Origin of the sequence: Janthinobacterium sp. BJB301, assembly GCF_002735685.1 — a bacterium.
Taxonomy (GTDB): domain Bacteria; phylum Pseudomonadota; class Gammaproteobacteria; order Burkholderiales; family Burkholderiaceae_D; genus Janthinobacterium; species Janthinobacterium lividum.
Map to the genome: position 1 here is coordinate 1,058,493 of NZ_PDZJ01000002.1, position 13,232 is coordinate 1,071,724.

General features: G+C 63.7%; 13 protein-coding genes. 6 read left to right on the plus strand and 7 right to left on the minus strand.

Annotated features, from left to right (window positions below; genetic code table 11):
• Entirely contained in the window at positions 1-2,826 is a 2,826-nt protein-coding gene (locus tag CSQ91_RS18045) for a M16 family metallopeptidase (RefSeq protein WP_099389131.1), read from the plus strand.
• Positions 2,827-2,828: 2 nt separating this feature from the next.
• Here CSQ91_RS18045 and CSQ91_RS18050 read toward each other — a convergent pair whose 3' ends face one another.
• Both CSQ91_RS18050 and CSQ91_RS18055 read right to left on the minus strand, forming a co-directional pair.
• Positions 2,829-3,230: a ribosomal maturation YjgA family protein gene (locus tag CSQ91_RS18050; RefSeq protein ID WP_052140015.1), complete on the minus strand. Its 402-nt coding sequence runs from the start codon at positions 3,228-3,230 to the stop codon at positions 2,829-2,831.
• Positions 3,231-3,330: 100 nt separating this feature from the next.
• On the minus strand, positions 3,331-4,212 hold the full coding sequence (locus CSQ91_RS18055; protein WP_099389132.1) for a LysR family transcriptional regulator: 882 nt from the start codon (positions 4,210-4,212) through the stop codon (positions 3,331-3,333).
• A 99-nt stretch (positions 4,213-4,311) separates the two neighbouring features.
• Here CSQ91_RS18055 and CSQ91_RS18060 point away from each other — a divergent pair, with 99 nt between their 5' ends.
• Positions 4,312-5,616, plus strand: a complete 1,305-nt coding sequence (locus CSQ91_RS18060) for an SGNH/GDSL hydrolase family protein (RefSeq protein ID WP_218963759.1) — start codon at positions 4,312-4,314, stop codon at positions 5,614-5,616.
• Here the strand turns inward: CSQ91_RS18060 and cysK are convergent.
• Both cysK and CSQ91_RS18070 read right to left on the minus strand, forming a co-directional pair.
• On the minus strand, positions 5,577-6,509 hold the full coding sequence (gene cysK / locus CSQ91_RS18065; protein ID WP_099389134.1) for a cysteine synthase A: 933 nt from the start codon (positions 6,507-6,509) through the stop codon (positions 5,577-5,579). The genes CSQ91_RS18060 and cysK overlap by 40 nt on opposite strands.
• A gap of 84 nt (positions 6,510-6,593) precedes the next feature.
• A complete protein-coding gene (locus CSQ91_RS18070; RefSeq protein ID WP_034780576.1) occupies positions 6,594-7,058 on the minus strand; it encodes an FKBP-type peptidyl-prolyl cis-trans isomerase in 465 nt (154 codons plus the stop codon).
• Positions 7,059-7,154: 96 nt separating this feature from the next.
• Between CSQ91_RS18070 and thpR the strand changes: the two genes are divergently transcribed.
• Positions 7,155-7,673 carry an RNA 2',3'-cyclic phosphodiesterase gene (thpR, locus tag CSQ91_RS18075; protein WP_180278453.1) on the plus strand — a complete coding sequence of 173 codons (519 nt, stop codon included), beginning with the start codon at positions 7,155-7,157 and terminating at the stop codon, positions 7,671-7,673.
• Here the strand turns inward: thpR and CSQ91_RS18080 are convergent.
• Positions 7,670-8,530 carry a tRNA threonylcarbamoyladenosine dehydratase gene (locus CSQ91_RS18080; RefSeq protein ID WP_257217390.1) on the minus strand — a complete coding sequence of 287 codons (861 nt, stop codon included), beginning with the start codon at positions 8,528-8,530 and terminating at the stop codon, positions 7,670-7,672. The genes thpR and CSQ91_RS18080 overlap by 4 nt on opposite strands.
• A 112-nt stretch (positions 8,531-8,642) precedes the next feature.
• On the opposite strand from CSQ91_RS18080, the gene pdxH reads away from it, so the two are divergent.
• Both pdxH and CSQ91_RS18090 read left to right on the plus strand, forming a co-directional pair.
• Entirely contained in the window at positions 8,643-9,851 is a 1,209-nt protein-coding gene (pdxH, locus tag CSQ91_RS18085) for a pyridoxamine 5'-phosphate oxidase (protein ID WP_099389137.1), read from the plus strand.
• A 127-nt stretch (positions 9,852-9,978) separates the two neighbouring features.
• Positions 9,979-11,214 (plus strand): SAM-dependent methyltransferase, encoded by a 1,236-nt coding sequence (locus CSQ91_RS18090; RefSeq protein ID WP_034780842.1) that lies wholly within the window; start codon positions 9,979-9,981, stop codon positions 11,212-11,214.
• Between the two features lie 15 nt (positions 11,215-11,229).
• Here the strand turns inward: CSQ91_RS18090 and msrA are convergent, their stop codons facing one another.
• Entirely contained in the window at positions 11,230-11,763 is a 534-nt protein-coding gene (gene msrA / locus CSQ91_RS18095) for a peptide-methionine (S)-S-oxide reductase MsrA (protein ID WP_034780844.1), read from the minus strand.
• A gap of 176 nt (positions 11,764-11,939) precedes the next feature.
• On the opposite strand from msrA, the gene CSQ91_RS18100 reads away from it, so the two are divergent.
• Positions 11,940-12,446, plus strand: coding sequence for a flavin reductase family protein (locus tag CSQ91_RS18100; protein WP_034780584.1), 507 nt, complete (start codon positions 11,940-11,942; stop codon positions 12,444-12,446).
• 38 nt (positions 12,447-12,484) lie between these two features.
• Here the strand turns inward: CSQ91_RS18100 and CSQ91_RS18105 are convergent, their stop codons facing one another.
• Entirely contained in the window at positions 12,485-13,171 is a 687-nt protein-coding gene (locus CSQ91_RS18105; RefSeq protein WP_070281675.1) for an OmpW/AlkL family protein, read from the minus strand.
• Between the last annotated feature and the right edge of the window lie 61 nt (positions 13,172-13,232).

Genomic DNA, 13,232 nt, shown 5'->3' on the forward strand with positions numbered 1-13,232 from the left:
ATGAAACCAATCAAACTGCTGGCCCTCCCCGCTCTGCTGCTGTCGCTGTACGGCGCCCCGCTCACTCTCGCCCACGCCGCCGATGCGGCCGCGACGGCGCCCCTGGGCGCGACGTCCGTGCCGCATATTGCCTACGAAAAATACACCTTGCCCAACGGCCTCGACGTCATTCTCGTGGAAGACCATAAATTGCCCGTCACGGCCGTCAATATCTGGTACCACGTGGGGCCGGCGAATGAAGCGCCGGGCTTGACGGGCTTTGCCCACCTGTTCGAACACATGATGTTTGCCGCCACCAAGCACGTGCCGCGCGGCATGGCCGACCAGTTGCTCGAAGGCGCGGGCGCCACCGACTCGAACGGCAGCACGGATTTCGACCGCACCAATTATTTCGACACGGTACCGTCGAACCAGCTGGAACTGGCCCTGTGGACGCATTCCGACCGCATGGGCTACCTGCTTGACGTGCTCGACCAGACGGCGCTGACGAACCAGCAGGACGTGGTGCGCAACGAGCGCCGCCAGAGCGTGGAAAATGCGCCCTACGGCATCGTGCAGGAAGCCCTGTACCACCAGCTGTTTCCCAAGACCCACCCGTATTACGCCAGCGTCATCGGTTCGCACGCGGATATCCAGAACGCGAAACTGGCCGACATCAAGGATTTCTTCACCAAATACTATGGCCCCAACAACGCCAGCCTGGTGATCGCCGGCGACATCGACAAGGCGAAGACCAAGGAACTGGTCAACAAGTATTTTGGCAGATTCAAGAGCGGCCCGGCCGTGCCGAAACCGAATGTCGTGACGCCGCCCATCACGCAGGAACGCCGCATCGTGGTGCAGGACCGGGTGGAATTGCCGCGCGTCTTCATGGCCTGGCTGACGCCGTCCGCCTACACCAGGGATGACGCGGAACTGTCGATGGCGGCGCATATCCTGGCCGGCGGCAAATCCAGCCGCCTGTACAAGTCCCTCGTGTACGACAAGCAGATCGCCCAAGATGTGGGCGCCAGCCAGGGCTCGAACGCCCTCACCTCCATCTTCACCATCGACGCGACGGCGCGCCCGGGCCACCAGCCCGAGGAAATCGAACAAGCCTTGCAGGCGGAGCTGGAGCAATTGCGCGCCAAGGGCCCCACCGAGAAGGAACTGGAGCGGGCGCGCAACAGCATCGAGACCACCATGCTGAGCCAGGTGGAAAAAATGGGCGGACGCGGCGTGGCTAACTTGCTCAACGAATACAACCAGTACCTGGGCGACCCCGGCTACCTGGCCAAGGATATCGAGCGCTACCGCCAGGTGACGGCCGCCGGCGTGCAGCGCGCCGTCGACCAGTACCTGAAAAACCAGTCGCGCGTCGTCGTCTACGGCGTGCCGGGCAAGCCGGACCTGGGCGCGGAAGTGCCAACGCCGGCGCCAGGCAAGGTCAAGCCTGCGCCAGGCACGGCCATCAATGCGGACGAACCATGGCGCAATGCCGTGCCGAAGGCCGGTCCCGCACCGAAGATTGTTTTACCGCAAGGAAAATCGTTCACCCTGGCGAACGGTTTGACCGTGATCCACCATTACAACGGGGCCGTGCCGCTCGTTTCCAGCCAGCTGGTCATCAAAAGCGGCTCGGGCGCCAATCCGCTGGCGCAGCCGGGCTTGTCGAGCTTTACGGCGCAATTGCTGCAGGAAGGCACGGCCACGCGCAGCGCGCCGCAGATCGCCGACGATGTGGCGCAGTTGGGCGCCCTGCTGAGCACCGGTTCCAACACGGATGCCTCGTTTGCCCAGCTGACGTCGCTCAAGGCCACGTTCCCGCAAGCGCTCGACGTGCTGGCCGACGTGGTGCTGCACCCGCAATTCCCGCAAGAAGAAGTGGAGCGCCAGCGCGCCAGCCGCATCGGACAACTGGCGCAGCAGCGCGAAAACGCGGGAGCCGTGGCCGCCCGCGTGGAAGCGGCGGCCCTGTATGGCCCGCAACATCCGTACGGCTACATCCAGCTGGGCACGGAAGCGGCGCTGAAGGCGGCCAGCCGCGCCGACCTGCAGGGTTTCTGGCAGCAGCATTACCTGCCGAACAATGCGGCGCTGATCGTCTCGGGCGATATCGGCGAGGCGGAATTGAAGGCACTGGCCGAAGCGAAGTTCGGCAGCTGGAAGGCCGGCACGGTGGCGCAGTCCGTGGCCGCCGCGCCGCAGACGACGCAGGCAAAATTGATTATGGTCGACAAGCCGGGCGCGCCGCAAACGGCCGTGCGCCTGTCCGCCATCGCCGTGCCGCGCGCCACGCCCGATTACGCGCCGCTGCAAGTGATGAACGCGGCCCTGGGCGGCTTGTTTACCAGCCGCCTGAACACCAACTTGCGCGAAGAAAAGGGGTATACCTATGGCGTGCGCTCGCAATTCCAGTACCGCAATCAGCCTGGACCATTCTCGATTGCCGCCAGCGTGCGCACCGATGTGACGGGCCCGGCCGTATCGGAAACCGTCAGGGAAATCCGCGCCATGATCGCCAAGCCCTTGAGCGCCAAGGAACTGGCGAATGCGCGCAACTCGCAGGTGCTGTCCTTGCCGGGCCAGTTCGACACGAACGCCAGCATCAGCGCCAGCATGGCGAACGCGTACATCTACGGCCTGGGCCTCGACTATTACACGACCCTGCCGCAGCGCTTTGCCAGCGTGACGGACAAGCAGGTGCAGCAGGTGGCGAAAAAATACCTGCAGCCGGAAAAGCTGATCGTCATCGGCGTGGGCGACAAGGCGAAGATCGCTCCGCAATTGTCCAAGCTGAAGCTGGCGCCGGTGGAACTGCGCGACGCGGAGGGTAACGTCAAATAAGGCTAGCGGCGCTTGAACAGCGCCAGCTTGTCGATGATCGCCGCCACGGCCACGCCGGCCGTGTAGGCGATCAAATCACCCCAGCCGAAGGCGGAACCCAGTACCAGGTGCCCCAGCGGATGCGCGCGCAGCGCGACGAGCCACGGCGCCTGGACCAGCTGGCCGAATTCCACGGCAAAGCAGATCAGCAAGGACCACGATGCCAGTTGCCACGTGCGCATGCGCGTGGCGATGATGCCCAGCGCAAAGACGATCATCATGGCCCACAGGGCGTCGCCCGGATACTTGCCGAGCGCGGCGGGGACGAATTGGGGATAGGCGCGCGAGGCCAGGCCCAGCGCGATAACAGCCACGGTTGCGCCCACCTGCAGCAGGCGGCGGCGTTCAGGTTTTACCAGGAACATATTTCCATTCAAAGGCACAATACGGGCCGAACCATTGCGGCCCGTCCGATATTGTACTGCGCTGCCGTGTCCGCCTGTAGCCTAATGCGCCTGGACACGCTCAGTCCAGGTCGACATTCTGCGCCAGGAAATCAAGCAAGACGCGCACGCGCAGCGGCACATGCCCGCCTTGCCCCACGAACACGGCATGCACTTCCTCGCTGTCGCCGGGGTTGCAGTCTTCCAGTAGCGCCAGCAGACGGCCGGCCGCGATATCGGCCCGCACCTGGAAGGCAGCCAGGCGCGCCAGTCCCAAGCCCGCCAGCGCCAGTTGCCGCAAGGCTTCGCCATCGCTCGCTTGCGCATTGCCCGTGACCGGCACGACGATGTCGCCTTCGGGCAAGCGCAGCGGCCAGCCCGAGCGGGCGCGCGCGTAATTGGCATCGAGCAGATTGTGCGATGCCAGCTCGGCAGGCCTCAACGGCGTGCCGCGCCGCGCCAGGTAGGCTGGCGACGCCACGATCACCATGCGCGTCTGGCCCAGCTTGCGCGCCAGAAAGCTGGAACTTTTCAGGGGCCCGGCCCGCACGGCCACATCCGTGCGCTGCTCGAGGATATCGACCACTGCATCCGTGAGCTCGATGTCGAGCGTCACCTCCGGAAAGCGTTCCAGAAACAGCGGCGCCAGCGGCAGCAAAAAATGCTGGCCGAACGGCACGTTCGCATTCACGCGTATTTTGCCGCGCGGCACATCCTGCACACCGGCGCAGCGCTCGGCCTCGTCCAGGGCCGCCAGCACGTGCCGGCCCCGTTCATACAGGCCGCAGCCCTCGGCCGTCAGTTGCAGCTGGCGCGTGGAGCGGTTCAACAGGCGCGCGCCCAGGCGCTCTTCCAGCCGCGAGACGAGCTTGCTGACGGCCGAGGGCGTCATGCCGCAGGCGCGCGCGGCGGCGGAAAAGCCGCCCAGTTCCACCACGCGCACAAACACTTCCAGTCTGGCCATTGTGAATTCAACTCATAAATGTTCTTCGATGAGATAGTCTAGTACATAAATGGCTTTGCTTTCATCATGCGCACATTCCCCTTGATGAAGCGAGCCGCCATGCAACGATTTTCCCTCCTCCCCGCCGCTCTGCTGAGCCTGGCACTCGGCACGAGCCCTGTCCAGGCCGCCAACGCCGAACCTGCCCGTGCCTGGCTGGCCAGCTGGACGGCCAGTCCGCAAGCCGTGTGGAGCAGCGACTTCCTGTTCCCCAGCAATGTGCCCGCCGTGCTGCACGGGCAAACCGTGCGCCAGGTGGCGCGCCTCAGCGTGGGCGGCCCGCGCGTACGCATCGTGCTGTCGAATGCGTATGGCAAGGTGCCGCTGCGCATCGGCACGGCCACCGTGGCCCTGGCCGCGTCCGGCTCAGCCATCAAACCCGGCAGCCTGCGCACGCTGACGTTTGCCGGCCAACCCTCGGCCAGCGTGGCGCCGGGCGCGCCGATCATCAGCGACCCCGTCGACCTGTCCGTGCCGGACCTGGCCCGGCTGACGGTCAGCATCCATTTGCCGCAAGCCAGCCCCGTCTCCACGTTTCACTGGGATGGACGCGAGACGGCGTGGATCGCCCCGCATGACCAGACGCGGGCCGCGCGCATCGATGATGCACAAGCCGGCGTGCAGACCCAGACCACCACGGCGCGCCTCTTGCTCAGCGCCATCGAAGTGCAAGCGGCGCCGGGGACGCAAGCCGTGGCCATCCTTGGCGATTCGATTACCGATGGCGCCAGCGCCAGCCTGGGGATGGATGCGCGCTGGCCCGATTTCCTGGCCGCTCGCCTGGCGCCGCAGGGCGTGGCCGTGATCAATGCGGGCATTTCCGGTGCGCGGCTGTTGTCCGATGGCATGGGAGTCAATGCCCTGGCGCGCTTCGAGCGCGACGTGCTGGCGCAACCGGGCGTGCGCTCGGTGGTCGTCTTGTTGGGGATCAATGACATCAGCTGGCCCGGCACGGCGTTTGCGCCACGGGTGCAAAGGCCGACCCTGGAGGAGTTGACGGCCGGCTACGTCCAGCTGGTGGCCCAGGCCCGCAGCTGCGGCGTGCGCGTGGTCGGCGCCACCCTGACGCCGTTCGCAGGCGCCCTGCCCGGCACGCCCCTGAGTGACTATTACCAGCCAGAAAAAGATGCGCTGCGCCAGCAACTGAATGCGTGGATACGCAACAGCGGCACGTTCGACGCCATACTCGACTTCGATGCCTGGGCGCGCGATCCCGCGCATCCGCTGCGCCTGCTGCCCGCCTACGACTCGGGCGACCACCTGCACCCGGGCGATGCGGGCAACCGGGCGCTGGCGGAAAGGATAGCCCTGCCGCTGCTATTGAATCAGTCGCCCAGGCCTGCGTACAGAGCAGTGCTCAAGTAACGCTCGCCGAACGACGGGATGATGGTGACGATGGTCTTGCCCGCGTTTTCCGGGCGGCGCGCCACTTGCAGGGCGGCCCACAGGGCGGCGCCCGACGAGATGCCGACCAACAAGCCTTCGTCGCTGGCGGCCAGGCGCGCCGTGGCAAACGCGTCGTCATTCTTGACGCAAATGATTTCGTCGTAGATGGCCGTGTTCAAAATCTGCGGCACGAAGCCGGCGCCGATGCCCTGGATCGGATGCGGCCCCTTGGTCCCCTTCGACAGCATCGGCGATGCTTCCGGTTCCACGGCGATCATTTGCAGGCCAGGCTTGCGTTCCTTCAGCACTTCGCCGATGCCCGTGATCGTGCCGCCCGTGCCCACGCCGGCGATGACGATGTCCACTTGTCCATCCGTATCGCGCCAGATTTCCTCGGCCGTCGTGGCGCGGTGGATGGCGGGATTGGCGGGATTGTTAAATTGCTGCAGCATCAAGTAGCGCGGGTCGGCTGCCACCAGTTCCTCCGCCTTGCGGATGGCGCCCAGCATGCCTTCGCTGCCGGGCGTGAGCACCAGCTCGGCGCCATAGGCGCGCAGCAGGATGCGCCGCTCGCGGCTCATGGTGTCGGGCATGACGAGGGTGCAGCGGTAGCCGCGCGCGGCGCACACCATGGCCAGCGCGATGCCCGTGTTGCCGCTGGTGGGCTCGACGATGACGGTATCGGCATGGATCTTGCCTGCGGCTTCCGCGGCGACGATCATGGACAGGCCGATGCGGTCCTTGACGCTGTGCGCGGGATTATAGAATTCGAGTTTGGCCAGGATGGTGGCCACACTGCCGGCGGCGATGCGGTTGATGCGCACCAGGGGGGTGTTGCCGATCAGTTCAGTGACGTCGTTGGCGATGTTCATGGAAGGAGGCTCCGCTATTTCAAGAAACCCCAGTCTACCGCTTTTAGCGACGGCGCGAGCATGCGCCGCCGCCAAACTGAACAATTACTTCACGTCCAGCAATTCCACGTCGAAGATCAGTGCCGAGTTCGGCGGGATGTCGCCGTTGCCCGCACCGCGCGGACCATAGGCCAGTTCGCCTGGAATGATCAGGGTGCGCTTGCCGCCCACTTTCATGCCGGCCACGCCCTGGTCCCAGCCCTTGATGACCATGCCCTTGCCGAGCGGGAAGTCAAACGGGCCACGGCCCACGGAACTGTCGAACTTCTTGCCGCGCGAATCTTTCGCCAGGGGACGGTACAGCCAGCCCGTGTAATGCACGGTGACATTACTGCCAGCGGACGCTTCCTTGCCCGTGCCGACCTTGTTGTCGATCAGAATCAATTTATCGGCGACAGGGCCAGGGCTCAGCGAGACGGCGGAGGCGGGAACAGGCGCTGGCGCCTGTGCCTGCGCCAGCGACGCGGCGACGGAGCAGATCAGGGCAAACAAAACGGAGCTACGCGTCATGATGTATTCTTTCAGTGAGTTTCGGTAAGATCCCTGCACCTACGAACCTGGCAGGGAACGCCAATAATAGCAAACCGCCGCAACGATAGGAAAAACTTGTCGCCCGATACCCATTGCCCCCGCCTGTTTTACGCCCTGTGGCCCGATGCGGCCACGCGCGCGGCGCTGGCCGCCTGGCAGGCGCTGCTGGACGGCAAGCCCGTGCGCCCGGACAAGCTGCACCTGACCCTGGCTTTCCTGGGCCAGCGCCCGGCCAGCGAGCTGCCGGCCCTGCTGGACATCCTGGCGCACTTGCCGGCGCGTCCCATGCCCTTGCTGTTCGATCACGCCAGCCACTTCCCCAAGCTGGCGCTGGCCTGGGCCGCCCTGGCGCAGCCCTCGCCCGCCCTGCTGGACGTGCGCGCGGCCTGCATGCACGGCCTGATGGAGCAGGGGCTGGCGCCGCGCTTCGAGCACGACCGCTTTACGCCGCACGTGACACTGGCGCGCCAGGCGCCGCCACCGGCCAGCCAGGACTTCGCGCCCATCGCCTGGCAGGCGGACGAGCTGGTGCTGGTGGAATCGTTCAAAAGCAGCGGCGACTACCGCATCCTGGCCAGCAGGAAATTAACCTAGGCGGCGTCCGGCACTGGCATTGGCGCTGGCACTTCAGCAACTTTGTCCTGGCGCAAGCTTTTCAGCACATGGGCGGCCGCCACCATGCCGAAGCTGGCCGTCACCACCACGCTGGAACCGAAGCCGGCACAGTTCAGGCCCGTGACGCCGGCGGGCGCACCATCGATGGTGCACGCTTCCGCGCTCTCGGGCGTGCTCAACGGTTCCATGGAAAACACGGCGTCGACATTGAATTTGTTTTTCACGCCACGGGGGAAACCATATTCGGTGCGCAACAGTTTTCGCACGCGCTTGAGCAGCGGTTCCTGTTCCGTTTTCGCCAGGTCGCGCACGGCAATCAAGGTCGGGTCCGTCTGCCCGCCCGCGCTGCCGATGGTCAGCATGGGAATGTTGCGCGCGCGGCAATACGCGATCACGGCCGCTTTCGCCTTGGCATTGTCGATGGCGTCGACGAGATAGTCGAAATCGCACCCGCCCAGCAACTGGTCCAGATTATCAGGGGTAATAAAATCCTCGACCTGCGTGACCTGGCAAAACGGGTTGATCAGTTCGATGCGTTCGGCCAGGGCCGTGATCTTGGCCTTGCCGATGGTGTCGCTCATGGCCTGGATCTGGCGGTTGATATTCGATTCGGCAACATTGTCCAGGTCGATCAGGGTCAGGCGGCCGACGGCGCTGCGCGCCAGCGCTTCGACGATCCAGGAACCGACGCCGCCCACGCCGATCACACACACATGCGCGGCGCGGAAGCGTGCCAACGCGGGGGCGCCGTACAGGCGGGCAATGCCGCCGAAGCGCCGCTCAAAATCGATCTCGGTCAAGTCCATGGAAATTAGTTCATTGGTGGAGGTATGCATGGCGCCATTTTAACGGACACTGCGCTGGCGGATATTCTAAAATAGCCGAATTGACACAGCGACAAGCTGCATTGTCGCCGCGCCCCCACACCGCCCACCACGAGAACACGCCATGACCTCTCCCCTGTTCGACTCCGTTCCCGGCTTTGACCAGCCCATCGCCGTGCTCAAGCATTGCCACGACAAGATCCGCAAGCAGTTGACGACCTTGCAAAACCTGCTGGGCCACCTGGGACAGAATGGCAACACGCCGGAAGCGCAGCAGGCGGCCAAGGCCGTGTTGCAATACTTCAATAAAGCCGCCCATCTGCACCATGACGATGAAGAGCAGGACTTGATGCCCATGCTGCAGGCGACGGCCACGGGCGAGGACGCCGCCTTGCTGGCGACCCTGGTGCCGGAAATCCTGGCCGACCACCAGCGCATGGACCAGGCCTGGCTGACCCTGCGCCCGGAGCTGGACGCCATCGCGGCCGGCACGGACTCGCAGTTGTCGCATGATGGCGTGCGCGACTATGCCGCCGCCTACCAGGCCCACATGGCCAAGGAAGAGGGGCAACTGGCACCCATGGCCAAGCGCCTGTTCAGCGCGCAACAGATGGAACAGCTGGGCACGGCCATGCAGCGTCGTCGCGGCATCGCACCCGATGCGCCAGAAGCCGCCGCAGTGCCGGACGCGGCCGCCGTGCTGGCGGCCATGCGCACCGATTACGTCCAGTCCAGCCTGAGCGAGACGGATGTACTGGCCGATCCCATCGCCCAGTTCCAGAAATGGTTTGCCGAGGCTGTCAACGCGCAGGTGATGGAGCCGAACGCCATGGACTTGTCCACCGTCACGCCTGATGGCAAGCCCAGCTCGCGCATCGTACTGATCAAGCAGTTCGATGAACGGGGCTTTACCTGGTACACGAATTACCACAGCGACAAGGGCCAGCAGCTCGAGCACAATCCAAACGCCGCCCTGCTGTTCTTCTGGCGCGAGCTGGAGCGGCAAGTGCGCATCGAGGGCACGGTGGTGAAGACCACGGCGGCCGAGAGCGACGAGTATTTCAATGTACGTCCCGTGCAAAGCCGGCTGTCGGCGATTGCCTCACAGCAAAGTACACCGATCGCCAGCCGCGCCGAGCTGGAAAGCCATTACGCGGCCGTGGCCGCCGCCATCGGCGACGCGCAGCCGCCGCGTCCGGCCCATTGGGGCGGCTACCGCTTGCAGCCGGAACGCATCGAGTTCTGGCAGGGACGCCGTTCGCGCTTCCACGACCGCATCGTGTTTACGCGCGGTGCTGACGGGCAATGGAGCATGCAGCGCTTGCAACCCTGAGCAGGATAAGCAAGGCGGCGCAAAGCAAGCTGGTCAATATAGGTGTAGGCTATGAGGGTAGAAGTTACTAAATGACATTGTTTCTCAATTTGCGGCCCCAGCTGGGGTTGCTGCATTGGAGGCCATTTTGTTTGTACAAAACCAACTCAAGTCCTGGATCGCCAGCATCCGCAGCAAGACCGCCTTGCCGCTACGCATAGAATTGTGGAATGGCCAGCATGTCGACCTGTCCAGCGAAGCGCCCAGAGTCACCATCCGCCTGCCGACCGTCGCCTCGGCCCGCTATCTGCTGAACCCGTCGCTGGCCAATCTGGGCTCGGCCTACGTGGAAGGCAATATCGAAGTCAAGGGCACGGCGATGGACATGATTTCCATCTGCAATGCCCTGGCCCGCAATACCTTGAAGCCGGAAGGCAAGCTGGCGCGCATCGTGCGCAGCTTTACGCATGACAAGAGCAAGGATGCCGAAGCCATCCGCTACCACTACGACGTGTCGAACGCGTTCTACGAACAGTTTCTCGACCCCGCCCTCGTGTATTCCTGCGCCTATTTCGAACACGGCGATGAAACCTTGGCGCAGGCGCAAGTCAAGAAGATCGACCATATCCTGAAAAAAATCCAGTTGCAGCCGGGCCAGACCCTGCTCGACATCGGCTGCGGCTGGGGGGCCCTCGTCATTCGTGCCGCACAACAATATGGCGCCCGCTGCGTGGGCGTGACCCTGTCGGAAAACCAGTATGCGCTGGCGCGCGAGCGCGTGGCGGCGGCCGGCCTGGCCCACCTGATCGACATCCGCCTGCAGGATTACCGCGACGTGACGGGCCAGTTCGACCGCATCACCAGCGTGGGCATGTTCGAGCACGTGGGCCTGAAACACTTACCCGACTACTTTTCCATCATCAACAAGCTGCTCGCGCCCGATGGCATGGCGATGAACCACGGCATCACCTCGACCGATCCTGACAATGGCGAAACGCCGTATGGCGGCGGGGAATTCATCGAAAAATATGTGTTTCCGCACGGCGAGCTGGCGCACATCGGCAATGTGCTCAAGACCATGCAGCAAGGGGGACTGGAAGTGCTGGACGTGGAAAACCTGCGGCGCCACTATGCGCGCACCTGCGCCCTGTGGACGGAGAATTTTGAAGCCCATGCCGAGCAGATCCGCCCGCTGGCGGGCGAACGGCGCTTCCGCATCTGGCACGTCTACCTGGCCGGCTGTGCCTATGCTTTCGAGCAAGATTTGATCAGCCTGTACCAGATCGTCTGCGTCAAGGCGGGACGGCGCTCTTCCACCCTGCCCTGGTCGCGCAACTATATGTATGCGCAGGACGCCAAGCCGGCGCCCGTGCTCGCCAGCTGACAGGCACGCTGGGCATCACTTCAGGCGCCCCGCGTACATGGCGCGGAATTTCTCCACCTTGGGCACGACGACCAGAGCGCAATAGCCCTGCAAGGGATGCTGCTCGACATAATTCTGGTGGTAATCCTCAGCCGTATAAAAGGTGGCTGCCGGCGCCAGCTGCGTGACGATGGGCGCATCCCACACGCCGGCCATTTCGGCCAGTACCTTGCGCGCCACGCTTTCCTGCCCGGCCGATTGGTAATGGATGACGGAACGGTATTGCGTACCGACATCGTTGCCCTGCCGGTTCAGGGTGGTGGGATCGTGCAGCGTAAAAAAGATTTCCAGCAAGTCGTGGTAACTGATGACGGCAGGATCGAATTCCAGCCGCACCACTTCCGCGTGGCCCGTGTCGCCCGTGCATATCTGTTCATACGTGGGGTTGGGCACGCTGCCGCCCGTGTAGCCGGACTCGACGCGCGTCACGCCGCGCACTTCCGCATACACGGCAGCGAGGCACCAAAAACAGCCACCGCCCAATACCGCCACTTCCGTCTGCTCATTCATGATGCCCTCCTACAACGCCTCTACGACGTATCATTTCACCACTGTAACGTAAAGCGCCATGGCCTGCAGCGTCGCTTGAAACGGCGCGTGAAGCACCGCACATAGGGGCATGCAGGCCACGATTGCGCTGGCGCGGCCGATTTTTGGCATAATGTCAGCAAATAGACAGGTCACCCATGAACACACGCTCTCCCCGCGCGCCAGCGCAAGAATTCGATACGACGCATTTCCGTCAGGCACTGTCGCAGTTTGCCACCGGCGTGACGGTCATTACGACGCGCCTGGCCGACGGCAGTTTCCGTGGCTTGACGGCCAGTTCCTTCAATTCCGTCTCGCTGTCGCCGCCCCTGGTGCTATGGAGCCTCGGGTCCGTGGCGAACAGCATGCCCATTTTCAGCGGCAACTCGCACTACGTCATCAATGTGCTGGGCGCCGACCAGGCGGAACTGGCGCAGCGCTTTTCACGCCGCACGCCCAATCCCTTCGACGACGTGGAATACGAACTGTCGCGCACGGGCCAGCCCATCCTGAAAGGCGCGTCGGCCTGGTTCGAATGCCACAACCGCAGCCGCTACCCGGAAGGCGACCACGTCATTTTCGTGGGCGAAGTGGAACAATGCGCTTTTGCCGCGCAGCCGCCCTTGATCTTCCACAATGGAAAGTTCAATACACCGCCAGCCTGAGCGGGATAAAAAAAATCCGCCGAGGCGGATTTTTTGTTTTACAGGGTAAAGTTATACCCGATGCTGACACTCACGGCAACCGGGTCGAGCTTGATATCCTGCGTCTGCCCCGTCGAGAATTTCGCCCTGGTTTTCAGGTAGGTCTTGACCACGGCCACGTCGGCAAACCAGCGCTCATTGATGGCCAAGGTGCTGCCGACCACCAGGCTGCCAGCCAGCTTGTTGTCCATGCGGTAGGTCACTGGTTTTCCACCCGGATCCAGCAAGGCCGTCATCTGGCCCGAGCCTTTTTCCTTCTGGAAATATGCATACGTCAAGCCCGCGCCCACGTAAGGGCGGATCATCGCATTCGGCTGGAAGAAACGGTACTGGATGAAGGCCGTCGGCGGCAAGGCTTCCGCCGTCCCCAGCTTGCCCGTGCCCTTGATGGAACCGTCACCGATCAAGTCATGCTTGTACGGCACGCCCAGGATCATTTCAGCGGAAACATTGTCCGTGATCATGTAGGCAAAGGTCAGGATGGGCTTGGTATCCGACTTGACGTCGGCCTTGGTGCCCGGCAGTGCCGGCGCGGAAATGTCGCCACTGTCCACGTGCGGCGTGATCTTGTTGAGGCCAGCCTTGGCCATCCAGGTGCCTGCGCTTTGCGCCGAAGCGCCCGTCGCCATGGCCATCGCGGCTGCCGCGGCCAGCACGCGTACAGCGGTATTCAAACGATTCTTCATCTTGTCTCCTGATTCAATATGTGCGAAGTGTTCCGCTTTCGAGTCTTGTCGCTGCCGGCAC